The sequence below is a fragment of the Sphingobacterium sp. BIGb0116 genome, from assembly GCF_024808035.1.
Taxonomy (GTDB): Bacteria; Bacteroidota; Bacteroidia; order Sphingobacteriales; family Sphingobacteriaceae; genus Sphingobacterium; species Sphingobacterium paramultivorum.
This window is the reverse complement of record NZ_JANUDT010000008.1, coordinates 40540-57682: the sequence shown is the minus strand read 5'-3', so window position 1 is coordinate 57682 and position 17143 is coordinate 40540. Positions and strand designations below refer to the sequence as shown.

The 17143-nt window shown below is 38.9% G+C and carries 15 protein-coding genes; 14 read left to right on the top strand and 1 reads right to left on the bottom strand.

Annotated elements, in window-relative coordinates:
• Positions 1-5: 5 nt before the first annotated feature.
• The 14 genes from ccsA to M2419_RS18350 all read left to right on the top strand — a co-directional run bounded on the left by ccsA (position 6) and on the right by M2419_RS18350 (position 14797).
• Positions 6-668 carry a cytochrome c biogenesis protein gene (ccsA, locus tag M2419_RS18415; RefSeq protein ID WP_153847489.1) on the top strand — a complete coding sequence of 221 codons (663 nt, stop codon included), beginning with the start codon at positions 6-8 and terminating at the stop codon, positions 666-668.
• 147 nt (positions 669-815) lie between these two features.
• Entirely contained in the window at positions 816-1025 is a 210-nt protein-coding gene (locus M2419_RS18410) for a CcmD family protein (RefSeq protein WP_046672332.1), read from the top strand.
• A gap of 20 nt (positions 1026-1045) precedes the next feature.
• Complete coding sequence (locus tag M2419_RS18405; RefSeq protein ID WP_153847490.1) at positions 1046-2029, top strand: DUF6427 family protein; 984 nt, start codon at positions 1046-1048, stop codon at positions 2027-2029.
• Between the two features lie 175 nt (positions 2030-2204).
• Positions 2205-3530, top strand: coding sequence for a hypothetical protein (locus M2419_RS18400; RefSeq protein ID WP_153847491.1), 1326 nt, complete (start codon positions 2205-2207; stop codon positions 3528-3530).
• An 8-nt stretch (positions 3531-3538) separates the two neighbouring features.
• On the top strand, positions 3539-4168 hold the full coding sequence (gene lptC / locus M2419_RS18395) for an LPS export ABC transporter periplasmic protein LptC (RefSeq protein ID WP_153847492.1): 630 nt from the start codon (positions 3539-3541) through the stop codon (positions 4166-4168).
• A gap of 293 nt (positions 4169-4461) precedes the next feature.
• Entirely contained in the window at positions 4462-6567 is a 2106-nt protein-coding gene (locus M2419_RS18390) for a SurA N-terminal domain-containing protein (protein WP_259255502.1), read from the top strand.
• A gap of 61 nt (positions 6568-6628) precedes the next feature.
• Positions 6629-7150 carry a DUF2480 family protein gene (locus M2419_RS18385; RefSeq protein ID WP_075990973.1) on the top strand — a complete coding sequence of 174 codons (522 nt, stop codon included), beginning with the start codon at positions 6629-6631 and terminating at the stop codon, positions 7148-7150.
• A gap of 118 nt (positions 7151-7268) precedes the next feature.
• Complete coding sequence (locus M2419_RS18380; protein WP_153847495.1) at positions 7269-8054, top strand: DUF3108 domain-containing protein; 786 nt, start codon at positions 7269-7271, stop codon at positions 8052-8054.
• A 5-nt stretch (positions 8055-8059) separates the two neighbouring features.
• Positions 8060-8623: a DUF3109 family protein gene (locus tag M2419_RS18375; RefSeq protein WP_046672325.1), complete on the top strand. Its 564-nt coding sequence runs from the start codon at positions 8060-8062 to the stop codon at positions 8621-8623.
• 50 nt (positions 8624-8673) lie between these two features.
• Positions 8674-9645, top strand: a complete 972-nt coding sequence (locus M2419_RS18370) for a polyprenyl synthetase family protein (RefSeq protein WP_159730666.1) — start codon at positions 8674-8676, stop codon at positions 9643-9645.
• 1 nt (position 9646) lies between these two features.
• Positions 9647-10699, top strand: a complete 1053-nt coding sequence (locus tag M2419_RS18365) for a TerC family protein (protein WP_159730676.1) — start codon at positions 9647-9649, stop codon at positions 10697-10699.
• 268 nt (positions 10700-10967) lie between these two features.
• Positions 10968-12155: an aminopeptidase C gene (locus tag M2419_RS18360; protein ID WP_159730678.1), complete on the top strand. Its 1188-nt coding sequence runs from the start codon at positions 10968-10970 to the stop codon at positions 12153-12155.
• A 111-nt stretch (positions 12156-12266) separates the two neighbouring features.
• Positions 12267-13505 (top strand): thioredoxin family protein, encoded by a 1239-nt coding sequence (locus M2419_RS18355; RefSeq protein WP_159730680.1) that lies wholly within the window; start codon positions 12267-12269, stop codon positions 13503-13505.
• Positions 13506-13558: 53 nt separating this feature from the next.
• Entirely contained in the window at positions 13559-14797 is a 1239-nt protein-coding gene (locus M2419_RS18350; protein WP_159730682.1) for a thioredoxin family protein, read from the top strand.
• A 130-nt stretch (positions 14798-14927) separates the two neighbouring features.
• Here M2419_RS18350 and M2419_RS18345 read toward each other — a convergent pair whose 3' ends face one another.
• Entirely contained in the window at positions 14928-17051 is a 2124-nt protein-coding gene (locus M2419_RS18345) for a prolyl oligopeptidase family protein (RefSeq protein ID WP_159730684.1), read from the bottom strand.
• Between the last annotated feature and the right edge of the window lie 92 nt (positions 17052-17143).

Sequence of the window (17143 nt, the reverse complement as noted above, 5' to 3'; positions counted from 1 at the left end):
TATCCATGAGAAAAAAATGGTGGAAAATATTAGCGGTAATGATTATCTGTGCGGTCATTATCAATGGTCTTTTAGGACCTGTTCCCCGTCTATTCATCCTTCACGAAAGCATACGAAATGTTTATTTTCATGTCCCAATGTGGTCTGCCATGTTCGTTATGTACTTGGTTTCCGTTATTTACAGTATTAAATACCTCAATACGGGCAAACAGGAGTATGATTTAATGGCCATTGAAGCTGTCAATACAGGAATAACATTTTGTTTTCTTGGACTTGCGACAGGCATGCTTTGGGCAAACATCACCTGGGGAGAACCTTGGCCAAACGATCCGAAGCTTAATGGCTCAGCAATAGCAACACTCATGTATCTGGCCTATTTGGTGCTCCGTAATGCGCTGGAAGAAGAGCAAAAAAGAGCCAAAATATCGGCGGTGTACAATATCTTTGCATTTCCAATTATCGTCGTGCTACTTTATATTCTACCGAAGATGACAGACTCGCTTCACCCCGGAAGTGGTGGGAACGCCGCCTTTGGCGATTTAAAAATGAGCAGCGAGCTGCGTCCTACATTTTATGCAGCGATGATTGGCTGGCCAATGATTGCAGCTTGGATCTGTTCACTCCGCTATAGAGTACGTTTGCTCGAAAAGAAAGATTTGAACGCATAGAATTGAACGGCTAATACGATCCTTTATTTCTAAAATAGAGAAATCCGGTAAAGCCCAATCAATAAAAAAACAGGATATTACATAATCAAATAGCGTGTATCGAATCATGTATAACAATGAAAACGACACGAATAATATTTTAAACAAATGAAAAAAATAACATTGTCAATCGCCTTACTACTCTTATCGACTTTGAGCACATTTGCACAGGATGATGTCGAGATGGCGACTGGATTGCGTAGCGAAGGTAAGATCTACGTTGTTGTATTGGTCATGTTGGTCATTTTTTTAGGTTTGGCTTTCTTCCTTTTCTTGCTCGATCGCCGTATCAGTAAATTGGAAAAAAAGAATAAATAGCATTTTATTGATCGCATACAATGATTATAAGTCAGTTTAGAAATTATTCACCCATCAATATTTTATTTCTATCCCTCGTGGGTTTTGTTTTATGTTTAGGCATATTTCTTCACCTTCCGGACAAACTTGATTCTGTAATCTTTGAACCTGCCTTGGGGAATCTTTTGGGAGAGAATAACTTAATCAACCTCTCTCCTTCGACCAATGTTTTTATCACACTGATCTTGACGATTTCTCAGGCAACGATACTCAATCGCATCACAAGCCATTTTAACCTACTGGGCAAACCCAGTTTCTTGGTTGCTTTGATGTACATGACATTGGCCAGCTTGTTTTTACCATTTTTGGTACTATCTCCGACCCTGATCTGTAATTTTATTTCGATATGGATGTTAAGCAAGTTGCTCTCCCTCTATCGGCAGACAGATGTTAAAGCCGAAATGTTTGATCTCGGTATGATTGTAGGTATAGGAAGTCTGATCTACTTCCCGTTTCTGAGTATGTTCTTCTTATTGTGGATAGGCCTACTCATTTTTAGACCCTTCAATTGGCGTGAGTGGATCACCCCTTTACTTGGCCTAGCAACAGTCTATTTCATCTTAGCGGTTATCTACCTATGGATGGGTAAAATGGAGCAATTTTATACCATTTGGCTGCCATTTACCTACAAATTCCCTACTGCGATTCGCATTCAATTAGTCGATTATCTGGTACTCGTCCCGGTAATCTTTACGTTAATACTCTTCCTTTTGGTATTGAAAGACAATTTTTTCAAAAGTGTCGTGCATATTCGCAAGTCATTTCAACTGTTGTTTTTTATGTTATGCCTAGCGATCGTCTCTTTTTATTGGAATAAAAAACTAACGGAGGCCCATTTTTTACTTTGTGCCCCTTCTATCGCTATTTATATGGCTTATTATTTCACTTATGCCAAAAAGAAATGGTTTTTTGAAGTCGTATACGCCATCATAACACTTACCATAATCTACTTTCAGTTTTTCTAAGCCGTTGTACAATAGGTGTTTAACCTTTTTTAACAAAATCGGCTTAACAAGCTCGCAAAAATTGAATAGTTTTGTATGCGATTAAAAGCAAAGAACATTTAATATAAGAGTCAGATAACTCGAAAATTTCACTAAAACTAAATAAACATTAGTTTCTCAATTTTATAGATTGACCATGCAGAAACGCTTTACAAGCTCTCTAAGAAATAAATCACTCCAACTGTTGTTAGCAGGTGGAATTTTAGCTAGTTCTACTACCGCATTTGCACAAAAAACGACATCCGCATCACCTTATTCTCAATTTGGACTTGGTCAGATGCGTGAAGATTTATTGCCACAATATAGAGGGATGGGAGGTGTCAATACCGCTGTCCGGAGAATCAATGGCGTATACAATACCAACCCAAGCAATCCTGCATCTTATTCTGCAACACAGTTTACAACCTTTGATGCTGGTTTATACGGGAATTACACGCAGTTGAATTCGACGACCAGATCCGATAATACCGCGGATTTTGCCTTTAGCCACATTACCATGACTTTCCCAATGAAACGATTTGGTGGTATCAGCTTGGGTATCCTTCCCTACTCAGATATAGGCTATCGGACATCTTCAGCTGGAACAGTAAATTCTGATCCCTATACGAAAGTTTTCACGGGCGAAGGTGGTTTAACTAAAGCCTATGCCGGTTGGGGGGTACGCATTGTAAAAGGTCTGAGTATTGGTGCCAATATGTCTTATCTATTTGGAACCTTAAATGATTATAGCCGTGTTGAGTTTTTACCTACATCCGGAGCATTAAATACGCAACAACAAAATAAACGTGAAATCCAGGGGATTATCTTTGATTATGGCCTGCAATACGAACAACCTTTAAATAGAGAATATTCGTTGATCGTTGGTTATTCAGGATCGCTAAATAATGACGTCAAAGAAAGAGCAACAATTTTTAATACAAGAGTTACACCTTCAACGGATCCAGACAACCAAAATATTCCTTTGGATAGTACCTATATTTCAGACCGTAGCAGCAGGCATTTGACGCTTCCGTTGAGACATAACGTAGGTATTACCCTTGCACGTAATAACCGATGGTTAATAGGAGCCGACTTTAAATATGCCGATTGGTCAAGATTTCAGACAAGAGCGGGTGAAAACGAACTAAGGAAGAATTACGGCGTAGCGATTGGTGGTCAGATAACACCAGATGTTACTTCGCTCAAATATTTGAACCAAGTAGACTATAGAGTTGGTTTCAGGTATAATAAAACACAATATTTCTTAAGCGACCAGAATATCAACGATATGGCGGTTACTGTAGGCGTAGGCTTGCCATTGGCAAGAAATCAATTTTCAGGGGCCTTCTCTAAAATAAACTTCTCTGCAGAATTTGGCCAAATGGGCAAAATCAGCAATAGTCTCCTACGTGAGCGTTATATTAACTTTAATATCGGCTTTACCCTAAATGACCGCTGGTTTAGAAAACCTCCTTTAGATTAATTAATACGATGGTACGCAAGACATTTGCTTCATCCATATTCCAAAATATATCACCCCTAGTAATATTATCTTTACTAGGGGCGCTCTCATTGACCTCTTGCGAACCGGATCTAAAAGAGGTGGACCGCCTTGCTAACATGAAAAAGGAAGAGGCGGTCGACATTTCACGTCATGTCGATATTATCTATAGCGATTCCACACGGGTGAAAGCGAATCTCACAGCGCCCGAAATGCGTATCAAACACGATAGCACCGAAGTATACGAATTTCCAAAAAGCATAAAAATCATCTTTTATGACGACAATTTAAAGGAAACTCAGCGAATCACTTCCGACCACGCCATTCGAAGGGAAAAAGAAAAGACGACCACCTTTACAAAAAATGTGGTGGTAACGATGGCCGACGGTTCTATCATCAAAACAGAAGAGATCATCTATGACGAAAGTAAAGCCGATAGCAACAGCAACATGACCTTTTATAATCATGTTCCCATTACGGCATTCTTTCGAGATAATCGCGGCAACTTACAAGGTTCATCATTTACTTCGGACAAGGATTTTAAACATGTCAATATTGCTAACGCAACCGGCTATACCATCGTTACCAACAATAACCTATTCCCCTCGCTAGGTAAATAGCTATGTACAGGCCATAAATCGGATTCAGGTTTAGTTTAACAGCCGGTATGGATCTGACAGGATGGCTTCAGCCAGTTTATTTATACGATTAAGTTACTCAAAACGAATCGTTTGAACTAAAAGAGAACAAAAAACTCCGCTTTATACAAATAGTTTTCAAATTTGTTTTGCTACATTCAGGAAAATATTCCGTTTTTTTTTATAAAAATTGTATCTTGCACCGCATTTTGCTATGCTATGCATAAATTAACGAAATACAAGTATTTACACAATATAAACACAATAAGCAGACTATGGGATTAATGGGCTTTTTGCGTAACAAAGCTGGCGTCATCTTGACCGCGGCTATGGCTATCGCAATTTTAGCATTTTTACTAGGCGATGTCGTTCGAGGAGGAGCTCCTTTTTGGGCGAGACATCAAAATCGTGTAGGGGAAGTCAACGGAACTGAAATTGAATATCCTGCGTTCAGTAAGCAAGTTGAACAAACAGAGGAAATGTTCAAACAACAAATGGGCGGTGCAGTTACCCCTCAAATGCGGACCTACGCTGTTCAACAAGTATGGAATCAATTTTTGTCAAGAGAGATCTTGAAAAAGGAAATTGAAAAAATAGGTTTGACTGTCGGTAAAGACGAATTAAATGATTTAGTACAAGGCAACAACCCTTCGCCTCAAATCGTTCAAGCCTTCACCAACCCACAAACAGGACAATTTGACCCGAGTCAACTTCGTGCTTTTATTAGCCAAATGAACACATCAGGCAACCAACAAGTGGCTGATCAATGGGAAGCACTACTGGAAGGCGTTAGAGATGAGCGTTTAAGCAGCAAATATGGCGAATTGCTTTCCAATAGCGTATATGTTACTTCTTTGGAAGCAAACGAAGAATACCAAGAGCGTAATAAACTAGCAGACTTCAAATACATTCTTTTAGATTACGCTTCTATTAAAGATGCTGATGCTAAATTGACTGATGCAGATTACCAAGAATATTATAATGAACATAAAAATATGTTCAAAACACAAGAGGAAACACGTGCGATTCAATACGTAATGGTAGATGCAAAACCTCTTGCAAAAGATTCATTGGCCGTAAAAGAGACCATCAATAAATTGAAACAAGATTTAATCGTTGCCAAAGATGACTCTTTATTTGCTTCGATCAATTCAGACAACAAATTTCCGTTTACTTATGTAAAAAAAGGACAGTTGAGTCCTTCTTTGGATTCAGTTGTATTCAATGTGGCAGCCGGAACAACAGTTGGACCTTTCTTAAACAACAATGCGTTTGAAATCGCGAAAGTTGTTTCGACGATCGTAAGCCCTGACTCTGTGAAAGCATCACACATCCTGTTGGATCCTACTGCCGAAGGTGGAATGGATAAAGCATTGGCGAAAGCAGATTCTATCAAAGGTTTGATTCAAAAAGGAGACAATTTCGCAGCATTGGCAGTTCAATTCAGCAAAGATCCAGAGAGCAAAACCAACGGTGGAGAGCTGGGTACTTTAACAAGAGGCCGTATGGCTCCAGATCTTGAGACAGCCATCTTCGAAAGTAAAACAGGCGATATCAAAGTTGTAAAATCACAATATGGTGTCCATGTCATTAAAATAGAGAAACAATCAGGTAGTTCAAAATATGCTAAAGTTGCCATCATTGACAAAGTGATCAACAGTGGAAAAGAAACGTTGAACAATGCGCATAGCAAAGCAACAGCATTCTTATCTGCAGCTACAGCACAGAACTTTGCTCAAGAAGCGAAAAAACTTGGTCTAGAAGCAAAAACAGCCTCACGCGTAACAGCGATGGACAATGTACTAGATGGTGCCGAAGCTCCACGTGATTTAATCAAATGGGCTTTCGAAGCTAAAAAAGGTGAAATTTCAGATAAAGTATTTGAGACTGAAACCTCATATATCTTAGCAAGCCTGGTCGACATACAGCCTAAAGGAACCCTTTCCTTGGATGCTGTTAAGAAAGATATTGAACCTGCAGTAAGAAATATGGTTAAAGCTAAAATCTTGAAAGATAAATTTGACAAGGCTTTAGCAGGTACATCTTCTATTGATCAAGTTGCACAAAAAGTCGGTAAAGCAGCTATTCACGTTGAAAATGTTGTCTTCGCAAATCCAGTTATCCCTGGTGTTGCATTAGAAAACAAGGTAGTTGGTACTGTTTTTGGACTACAGCCAAACAAACCTTCCAAAGCTATTGAAGGTAATACAGGTGTATATGTTGTACAAGTGAATGGTTTTACCAATCCTGCCGCTATTTCGGATATCAACGGACAAAAGAAACAAATGCTTGCAGCTAAAGCACAACGTGCTTGGGGATCTATTTTCCGCGCATTACAAGACAAAGCTGAAATCATTGACAATAGAGTGAAATTCTTTTAAAAGATTTTTAAGTAAATTTGTAGCCGGACGAATTATCGTCCGGCTTTTTTTTGATGTAAATATGGATATTCAAACAAATATTGTCAACAAAGTTGCGCAAAGTGGGTTAGTCACAGTTGACTTGGCCAACTACCATCCTAAAGCAGACAATGTAGTATATGATATTAAGGATAATCTCTTCCATGGCTTGATTCTTAAAGAAAAGGACTTCCGCGAATTCATTAAGACACACGACTGGTCGCAATACGCGGGTAAACATGTCGCCATTACGTGCACTGCCGATGCTATTGTCCCGACTTGGGCTTATATGTTATTGGCCAACAAATTGGAGCCCTATGCAACGACAGTTATTTTTGGGGATTCAGAAGAGTTATTGCGCATTCAGTATGCTGCGGCAATTGAACAGATTGACATGGAACAATTTCGGGATCAACGTGTCGTTGTGAAAGGTTGTGGCGATACTTTTATTCCAGAGTCTACATTTGTACAGTTTACGGTAAAACTAAGTAAGGTGGCAAAAAGTATTATGTACGGTGAACCCTGTTCTACAGTCCCGGTATTTAAGCGGACACAGCCTAAATAAATCAGCTCAGAAATAAGTATAAATCATCGTCCATGAACGTCTCATTAACTCCAAAAGTTAAATTTATTTGAATGAAATTAACATTTCTTTTTCAAACAAATTTCGTAAACTTACGTACATGAAACTTATATCGACTTTGCTCCTTTACTTATCCGTTATCGTAAGTACTGCTTTCGCTCAAGATTTACCGCATTTAAAAGAATCGGCATTTAAAGGTGGTGAGAAATTAAAATATAAACTCCGTTATGGCTTTATTTCAGCCGCCACGGGGACATTAACCGTTGAAGATACCAAGGACGGAGCTGGAAACCCTTCCTTTCATCTATACGCTGCCGGCAAAACAGCTGGCGCCTTTGCGATATATACCGTAAAAAATGAATACAACTCGTATATCAACAGCAAAACATTTTTACCGTATTATTATACAGAGAACATTCGTGAAGGTGGATATAGACGGAATGATAAGGTGCGCTTCAACCAGGAGACAAATAGCGTTGTAGGCAATAAAGGGACTTTCAATTCGAAGGTAGATCAGACTTTCGACTTGCTTTCTTCCTATTATTTCGCCCGTAATTTAGATCTGTCGACTGTTAAACCAGGAGAATCTTTTAAGCTGACTTATTTTTTGAATGATGAGATTGCCACCTTAGGCATACAATATATTGGAATAGAAAAAATAAAAACGGAATTAGGCACATTAGAATGTCTCAAATTCAGTCCTGAGATTAAACCGGGACGTATCTTTAAAAAAAATAGCAAGCTTTATCTGTGGGTAACCAACGATGGCAACCGTATTCCGGTCAAAGCCAATGTAGATATTCTCATCGGCTCGGTAACATTAGAATTACTCGAAGCCAGTGGATTAAAATACAAATTGGGACAAAAAGCAAGCTACTCAAAATAATTAGAATGATTGAAGTAGGAAATGTATTGGTACACGAAGATCTAATCAACAATGACTTTGTGTGTAATTTATCAAAATGTAAAGGAATCTGTTGTATTGAAGGCGATTCAGGCGCCCCTTTATTGGAGAGTGAAAAGGCTATATTGGAGGAAATTTATCCCAAAGTAAAGCCCTATATGACCGAGAAAGGCATTGAAGCGATTGAAGAGCAAGGGAAGTATGTTGTCGATGTTGATGGCGATCTAACCACCACCTGTGTCGATGGAAATAAAGAATGTGCTTATGTGACCTGGGAAAATGGCATTACAAAATGTGCTATCGAAAAGGCGTACGAACTTGGTGAGGTCCATTGGCGCAAACCCGTTTCGTGTCACCTCTATCCTATCAGGACAACACATTATCCCGAATTCGACGTACTTCACTATGACCGTTGGCATATCTGTAAAGATGCATGCTCATTTGGCAAAGAATTACAGGTGCCTGTATTTAAATTTTTAAAGGATCCTCTCATCCGCACCTATGGTGAAGAATGGTACAAAAATCTTGAGAAAGCAGTCGAAGAGTTGTAACAAAATCACTATCTTTAAGCTTTAACTATTTTGGTATTTCACCCCAATTCATGTCAAAATTAAGAGAGATCCAACGCCCTATTGCCCACGAACTTGAGGCTTTTGAAAAAAAATTCAAAGCTTCAATGAAAAGCTCCGTCCCCTTGTTGGATCGTATTACACAATACCTGATCAAACGTAAAGGCAAACAAATGCGGCCTATGTTTGTGTTCTTTTCTGCTGGTATATGCAACGGCATTAATGAGTCCACCTACCGAGGAGCTGCTCTTGTAGAATTGTTGCATACCGCCTCACTCGTACATGATGATGTAGTGGACAATTCCTACGAACGCAGAGGTTTTTTCTCCATCAATGCATTATGGAAAAATAAAATCGCTGTTTTGGTGGGTGATTTTCTGCTGTCTAGAGGCCTGCTCCTTTCTGTAAAACATCAGGATTATCACTTGTTAAAAATTGTATCGGAAGCTGTGGATCAGATGAGCGAAGGTGAATTGCTTCAAATCGAGAAGGCCCGTAAACTGGATATTGAAGAATCTATTTATTTTGAGGTCATACGGAAGAAAACAGCTTCCCTGATTGCCTCTTGCTGTGCCTGTGGATCGGCTTCTTCCAATGCAGATCAGGAAACAATAGATAAGCTCCATCAATTTGGTGAAAAAATCGGAATTGCATTTCAAATCAAGGACGATTTATTCGACTTTGGGTTAGATGATGTCGGCAAACCGCTCGGCAATGATATCAAAGAGAAGAAAATGACCTTACCGCTAATCTATGCCTTGAATCAAGTGACTTCAAGTGAAAAGCGTAGAATCATTAATTTGATTAAAAACCATAATGAAGATACGCACAAAGTGGCCCAAGTCATTGCCTTTGTCCGCCAGAGCGGAGGGCTCGAATACGCTACAAATAAGATGCTGGAATACCAACAAGACGCTTTCCGGATTTTGGAAGACTTTCCCGACAGTGAATACAAAGCGGGGTTGGAGCAGCTGGTAAAATATACAACAGAAAGAAAAAAATAAAATGAGTCACGAATTAATGTTTTTTGGCGGATTCCTCATCTTTATTGCACTTATGCTCGCAATAGATCTAGGCTTATTCTCCAAAGGCGACAAGCCTGTTAGCCTAAAGATGGCTAGCATCATGAGCGCCATCTGGGTCTTATTCTCATTGGGTTTCTATTGGCTTCTTCGTCACTATGGATTTGAACTACACAACATCCATGACTTGGACCACCTTCAGGAAATCATTACCAAACACCACCATGATATTAAAATCATTCCGGGTGATTTAGCGGCGAGTCTCGAGCTCTACAACAAAAATCTTGGTCTGGAATATCTCACCGGTTACGTTGTGGAATATGCCCTATCCGTAGATAATATCTTTGTGATGGTATTATTATTTACATCTTTTGGGATTCCGGAGCGCTATTACCATAAAGTTTTGGTATGGGGAATTTTGGGCGCAATCATTATGCGTTTCTTATTTATTTTCCTTGGCGCTACCCTGATTGCTAAATTCGGCTGGATTCTATATGTTTTTGGTGCTTTTTTGGTCTTTACAGGGGTAAAAATGTTTATCAACCGTAACCAGGAAGAAGAAGTAGATCCACAAAACCACCCAGTTGTTAAATTCGCTTCCAGATACTTTAAGGTAACACCAAAATTAGATGGCGGGCACTTCTTCCATGTAGAGAACGGAGTGAAATATATGACGCCACTATTTCTTGTATTACTGGTCATAGAATTTACGGATTTGATTTTTGCTGTGGATTCTATCCCTGCAATTTTCTCGGTTACCAAAGATGCCTATGTTGTATTTTTCTCCAATATTTTTGCCATACTTGGATTGCGGTCTATGTTTTTCCTTTTGGTCAATATTATCCACAAATTCCAATACCTCAAAGTCGGTTTAGCATTTTTGCTGGTCTTCATTGGTTTAAAGATGCTGCTGCATCACTGGTTGGCCGAATTAGGTTTTACAACAACACATTCGTTGATCGTTATTGTTGGCATACTTGCGTTGAGTATCATTGCTTCGCTGCTTTTTCCAAAAAAGCCTTCACCGGCTGATTAAGCGATTATTGACAACCTACCGGTGGTCATTGTTCGACAAGAAACACCAGTAATCAGCGCTAAATTATAAACGATACAAAACACCATGGTCAGAAAAAATTTCTGACCATTTCTATTTGATGTTATCGCTTCTTACATATCCTATTCTCCAACAAAAGATTAGCAAAAAAATAGTAGATTTTTAAGAACAATTATTTTACAGAGGAATTTACCTTACTAAATTTAATTTATTTAATTTAGCACCACACTAAATTAACAAAATACTAACAATGAATTGGAATAAAACGATTGTACTAGCTGCTTCACTTTTCGCAGCTTCATTCCAAGTACAAGCACAGGACAATTTGATCAATGCACTAAAAGCAAATCAAAATGACAATAGCAAATCTGGATTTACATTTACTGAAGTTATCAATTTAGGTAACACATCCATCAAAAACCAAGGTTCATCAGGTACTTGTTGGTCTTATTCAGGTAATTCTTTCCTGGAGTCAGAGATGATCCGTATGGGTAAAAAACCAGTTGAGATCTCCCAAATATATACTGCGCGCAATACGTACTTAGATAAAGCACGTACTTATGTTCGCCTTCATGGTGGATTGTCATTGGGTGAAGGTGGTCAATTCCATGATGTTTTGAACTCATTCCGTAAATACGGTACAATGCCGCAATCTGCTTACACAGGTCTTCACTACGGTACTACACGTAACAACTTTGGTGAAATGACAAATATGTTGGATGCGATGTTAGGAGCAGTAGTAAAAGGCAAAACATTAACTACAAACTGGGAGAAAGCATATACCGCAGCGATGGATTCTTATCTTGGGGAAGTACCTGAGAAATTTGATTACAACGGTAAATCCTATACACCACGCACTTTTGCAGATCAGGTAATCGGTATCAATCCGGATGATTACGTAGGTATTGCTTCGGTAAGTGACCATCCATACTACAGCCAATTCGTATTGTTGATTCCTGACAACTGGTCATTCGACCGTTTCTATAATGTTAAGATGAACGATTTAACGGACATCATCGACAATGCTTTACAAAAGGGTTATACTGTAGCTTGGGCAACTGACGTATCAGAAAAAGGGTTCTCTTGGAAAAATGGTGTAGCTTATGTACCAGAAAAACCTTTCGAGGAAATGACAGATCAGGAAAAGTCAACGATGTTTGTTGGTCCTAAACCAGAGTTAAAAGTAACAGCGGAAGAAAGACAAAAAGCTTTCGACAACTGGCAAACTACAGATGACCACGGTATGCATATTGTAGGTCTTGTAAAAGATCAAAACGGAAAAGAGTATTACATCGTTAAAAACTCTTGGGGCACAACAAATGACTATCATGGTTATTTATATGCATCAAAAGAATTTGTACGTTATAAAACAACTTCTTTGATGTTACATAAAGACGGTCTAACAAAAGATTTAAAATCGAAGATAAATATCAAATAAGCGATTTATCCGTCCACGAAAACACCTCTGAAATTAATACTTCAGAGGTGTTTTTGTTTTCAGATTAATTTAATAACTTAAACATAATTATGAATCTTTTGTTGAGTGAGTATGAGAAGTATAATCGCGTTATGTCTTACAATTTTATTCGGGAATTTGGCTCAGGCCCAGACTAAGGGGGTGAAATTTGTAGAAGGGTTGAGTTGGAAGCAAATAAAGGAGCGGGCACAAGCTGAGAACAAGTTTATCTTTGTAGAGCTATTTGCAACCTGGTGTGGCCCTTGCCAATATATGAGCAATGAGATCTTTCCCTTAGAGCAGGTGGGGCAGCCAATTAATCAGAACTTCATTAGTGTCAGGGTACAAATGGATTCCACAGAGTCCGACAATGCCAATGTCAAAAAATGGTATGCCGATGCGCGTGCTATTTCCAATGAATACAACATTCAATCCTTTCCCACATTTCTTATCTTTAATCCCAATGGGCAAGTGGTACACCGAATTGTCGGTGCAAGTGATGCTCCCGAATTTGTCGGTCATGTGATGGATGGACTATATCCCGAAACACAGTATTACACGCTGTTAAAAAAATTCGAGAAAAGACCTCAAGATATTTACACTGCCAAGCAGATGCTGAAAGCAGCGAATATCGCTTACGATGAAAATACAGCACGAAGGGCAGAAAATACTTTAGCAAATTCGTTGGGCACAGATGAGTTATTCAAAAAAGAAAATGTCCATATTTTATTGGCAGCTGCTAAATTCACCAATTCAAAAGCTTTCAATCTTATTCGCAACAATAAAGAGAAAATTGATATTCTATTAGAGTCACCAGGTATTGCCAACCGCACACTGGCAAATGTTGTCGTCAACGAATTATTTCAGATTAAAATAGATGCCAAACATGAACCCAACTGGGATAGTTATCAAAATGAACTTGCTGCAAAATATCCAGACATCGATTTCGTCCCGATGTTCAAGAAGATAAAAGCACACTATTACCTTCAGGTGAAGAATTATATAGCCATGAAGAATACCATCAATGATTACCTTTCGTCAGAAGATTTTACTCCACACCAATTAAATACCTTTGCCTGGACTATTTTTAACAATAGCAGTGATGCTGCATGTATTGAATCCGCGTTAAGCTGGAGCAAGAAATCCATCATTGAAGATCCAAGCAGTGCATTCTTGGATACCTATGCAAACCTACTCTATAAGAAAGGAGAAAAAGAAAAAGCCATAAAGTGGCAAAACAAAGCTATTGAAATGGCCAGTGAGGACGATCGTCCTATCTATCAAGAAACACTGGACAAAATGATGAAAGGAATAAAAACTTGGGAGAACTAACCTTATCCCGACCAATGTGAACGATTAAATTAAAAATCTAAAATACCGACATTATGAAAAAATTGATTTTAATGCTATTTCTAATTCCTACCCTACTATTTGCGCAAAGCGAGGGGGTCAAATTTGAGCATGGGCTCAACTGGAGTCAGATTAAGGAAAAAGCGGCTAAAGAAAACAAATTCATTTTTGTAGACTGTTTTACAACCTGGTGTGGCCCTTGTAAATATATGTCGAGTACCATCTTCCCACAAGCTAAAGTAGGTGATTTCTTCAATGCGAAGTTTATCAATGCAAAAATTCAGATGGATAAAACCAAGAATGACAATGAAGATATAAAATCATGGTACGAAGAGGCCGACCGTTTTGCCAAAGATTATAAAGTTAGGGCATACCCAACTTTTCTGATCTTTGATTCAAAAGGTACCCTTGTGCATCGTATCGTTGGTGGCGGTGAAGCGGACGATTTTATAGCGAAAGCACAAAAATCACTTGATCCAAATACACAATATGAAACGCTATTAGCAAAATTTAATGCCGACCCAACTAATGTAAACATTGCCAAAAGTATGGCTATGGCAGCCAAAGAAGCTTATGATCAAGAGACACAGGCAAAAGCGGAAGGAGTCGTATTAGCGTCCTTGACTACAGATCAAATCTTTACAAAGGAGAATATCAGTTTATTACTTTCGGCGGCGAATGTTGTCGATTCTAAGGCTTTTAATTTAATCAAAGATAACCCTGCTAAATTTGACGCCGTTAGTGAAAAAGTAAAAGCAAATGACTTCTTGTCCCAGCTGTTGGTTAGCAACGCCGTAAATACCAAAATCCAGGCAAAGGAAACGGTTGATTTCGCAAGCATAGAAAAAGAATTGGCCCAAAAATATCCAACTGTCAATACAGAAAAAGCAAGTCTCGAAATGCAACCACGTTATTACAGTTATACCAAAAATTACCCGGGCTTAAGAGATAGCTTCAATAAATATATTGCAAAATATGGGTCGACCATCACAGCCGCAGAACTGAACAACATGGCTTGGTCTATTTTTGAAAACTGCAATGATCCTGCCTGTTTAAAAGCAGCAGCGGAATGGAGTAAATTGTCCAATGAGAAAGAAAAAGATGCGCCGATGTATCTAGACACTTTTGCAAACATATTGTATCGCCTTGGAGAAAAAGAAAAAGCTATTAAAACGCAAGAAAAAGCAATTTCACTGATCACAGATGCTACCCAAAAAGAAGAATATGTAGCGACCTTACAAAAAATGAAAAAAGGTGAAAAGACTTGGCAATAAGAAGATATTCTAATCGTCGATGAATAAAAAATCCGCGGTCAATAACTTGATCGCGGATTTTTTATTCATTGCTCTACAGACAGTGCTTTGAACCAACAGATAATGCTTTGAGCATTGGAAAACTGTCTACTTATTTTAATTCTTTGACCCCCATATTCCAGAGCGCGAAAGCATATTTATCAACTGTACTATTGATTAGAACTTCTGTTGACCGTCCAGCACCGTGGCCAGCTTTTGTCTCAATACGAATCAATACTGGGTTATCACAAGCTTGCTTTGCCTGCAGTTCGGAAGCAAACTTGTAGGAGTGCGCCGGTACCACCCGATCATCATGATCTCCGGTAAAGACCATCGTTGCGGGGTAACAAACTCCAGATTTCACATTATGCACCGGAGAATATGCTTTCAGATAATCAAACATTTCTTTGCTATCACTGACCGTACCATAATCATAGGACCAACCTGCACCAGCTGTGAAGGTATGATAACGCAACATGTCCAAAACACCAACCTCAGGCAGTGCGACCTTGGCGACTTTGGGATCTATTGTCATTGTTGCCCCAACGAGCAAGCCACCATTGGATCCCCCCGATAAAGCAGTATACTCGGGTGATGTATAACCATTCTCCTGAAGATAATGTGCCGCGGCAATAAAATCGTTAAACACATTCAATTTGTTGAACTGTCTACCGCCATCATGCCATTTCTGACCATATTCACCGCCTCCGCGCAAATTCGGAACAGCATAAACACCACCATTTGCCAACCAAACCGCAACGGAAGTACTAAAGGCAGGTGTCAAGCTGATATTAAAGCCGCCATAACCATACACAATCGTCGGGTTTTTCCCATTCAAGACAATCCCCTTTTTGTACGTAATAATCATCGGAACCTTAGTACCATCTTTGGATGTGTAGAAAACCTGTTTCGATTCATACTGATCGGAATCAAATTTCACCTTAGGTTTGATATAAAGTGTAGACTGACCAGAATTTACGTCAAACGTATAACTTGAAGAAGGTGTAATGTAATTTGAAAAACCAAAATAGATTTCTTTTTCCTTTTTCTTACCCGAAAAGCCACTCGCCGTACCCACACCAGGCAATTCTATTTGCCGAATCTTTTTACCTGTATAATCGTATTGAATCACAACCGAAACGGCATCTTTCAAATAGTTTGCAAAAAGATAGCCCCCACCTGTACTGATCGAAAGTACATTTTCAGTTTCTGGAATAACATCTTTCCAGTTTTCCTTGGCAGGATTCTTCAAATCAACTTTTACCAAACGGTTGTTGGCAGCCTTGTAGTTCGTCTCCAATAAGAAACTATCCCCAATATTGTCAACGACACCTGTATTTGCATCAAAATGATCTTGTAGGCAGACAATCTTGCCATTCGGCTGATTGAGATCTTGGTAATAAAGTTCATTTCCTGTTGTCGTATTTGCAGCGGAAATAATCAGGTAACGTTGATCGTCTGTTAATGAAGCTCCTACATAACGTCTCGGTGTTGCAGGGCCACCAAAAATCAATTTATCTGTAGATTGGGCTGTTTTAAGTTTATGGTAGTATAATTTATGTTGGTCTGTTTTTTCAGAAAGTTCAGATCCCTTTGGCTTATCGTAACTCGAGTAATAAAAACCATCATTTCCTTTCCATGCAATACCGGAGAATTTGACATCCATTAGCGTTTCACCTACAGGCGACTTATCCTTGGCATTCAGTACAATGACTTTCCGCCAGTCTGATCCTCCTTCAGAAATAGAATAGGCGACTAAGCTGCCATCCTTTGAAAACGAAACATCGGCCAATGAAGTTGATCCATCTTTCGAGAATGTATTTGGATCCAAGAAAACTTCTTCTCCTCCCGTCTCCCCTAGTTTACGATAAAGCACAGCATGTTGCTGCAAACCGTTATTCTTAAAAAAATAAGTATATGCACCTTCCTTAAACGGAGTCCCTATTTTTTCATAATTCCATATTTCGGTTAATTGATCTTTTAATTTTGTACGGAATGGAATTGCATTCAAATAGTCAAAAGTCACTTTATTCTCTGCCTGTACCCAGTTTTTTGTCTCAGCTGAACGATCATCCTCCAACCAGCGGTAAGGATCTGCAACCTTTTCACCCCAAAATTCATCCACGACGGTTCCTTTATTTGTCTTCGGATATGTCAACTGTTGTCCATAACCGGTCGTCGCCGTACCTGCCATACCTATCATCATTAGAATAAGGCCAAAATTTTTGTTTATCATAAAAAATCGTCTACTTGTTTCAACCAACCTAAGTTTTATTCACTTAGCATCTGAAAATTCAATTTGAGTTGAATATAAATAAATTTATCGAT

Coding starts and splice junctions, on each gene's coding strand:
- ccsA (WP_153847489.1), top strand. CDS start 6: ATGAGAAAAAAATGGTGGAAAATATTAGCGGTAATGATTATCTGTGCG.
- M2419_RS18410 (WP_046672332.1), top strand. CDS start 816: ATGAAAAAAATAACATTGTCAATCGCCTTACTACTCTTATCGACTTTG.
- M2419_RS18405 (WP_153847490.1), top strand. CDS start 1,046: ATGATTATAAGTCAGTTTAGAAATTATTCACCCATCAATATTTTATTT.
- M2419_RS18400 (WP_153847491.1), top strand. CDS start 2,205: ATGCAGAAACGCTTTACAAGCTCTCTAAGAAATAAATCACTCCAACTG.
- lptC (WP_153847492.1), top strand. CDS start 3,539: ATGGTACGCAAGACATTTGCTTCATCCATATTCCAAAATATATCACCC.
- M2419_RS18390 (WP_259255502.1), top strand. CDS start 4,462: ATGGGATTAATGGGCTTTTTGCGTAACAAAGCTGGCGTCATCTTGACC.
- M2419_RS18385 (WP_075990973.1), top strand. CDS start 6,629: ATGGATATTCAAACAAATATTGTCAACAAAGTTGCGCAAAGTGGGTTA.
- M2419_RS18380 (WP_153847495.1), top strand. CDS start 7,269: ATGAAACTTATATCGACTTTGCTCCTTTACTTATCCGTTATCGTAAGT.
- M2419_RS18375 (WP_046672325.1), top strand. CDS start 8,060: ATGATTGAAGTAGGAAATGTATTGGTACACGAAGATCTAATCAACAAT.
- M2419_RS18370 (WP_159730666.1), top strand. CDS start 8,674: ATGTCAAAATTAAGAGAGATCCAACGCCCTATTGCCCACGAACTTGAG.
- M2419_RS18365 (WP_159730676.1), top strand. CDS start 9,647: ATGAGTCACGAATTAATGTTTTTTGGCGGATTCCTCATCTTTATTGCA.
- M2419_RS18360 (WP_159730678.1), top strand. CDS start 10,968: ATGAATTGGAATAAAACGATTGTACTAGCTGCTTCACTTTTCGCAGCT.
- M2419_RS18355 (WP_159730680.1), top strand. CDS start 12,267: ATGAGAAGTATAATCGCGTTATGTCTTACAATTTTATTCGGGAATTTG.
- M2419_RS18350 (WP_159730682.1), top strand. CDS start 13,559: ATGAAAAAATTGATTTTAATGCTATTTCTAATTCCTACCCTACTATTT.
- M2419_RS18345 (WP_159730684.1), bottom strand. CDS start 17,051: ATGATAAACAAAAATTTTGGCCTTATTCTAATGATGATAGGTATGGCA.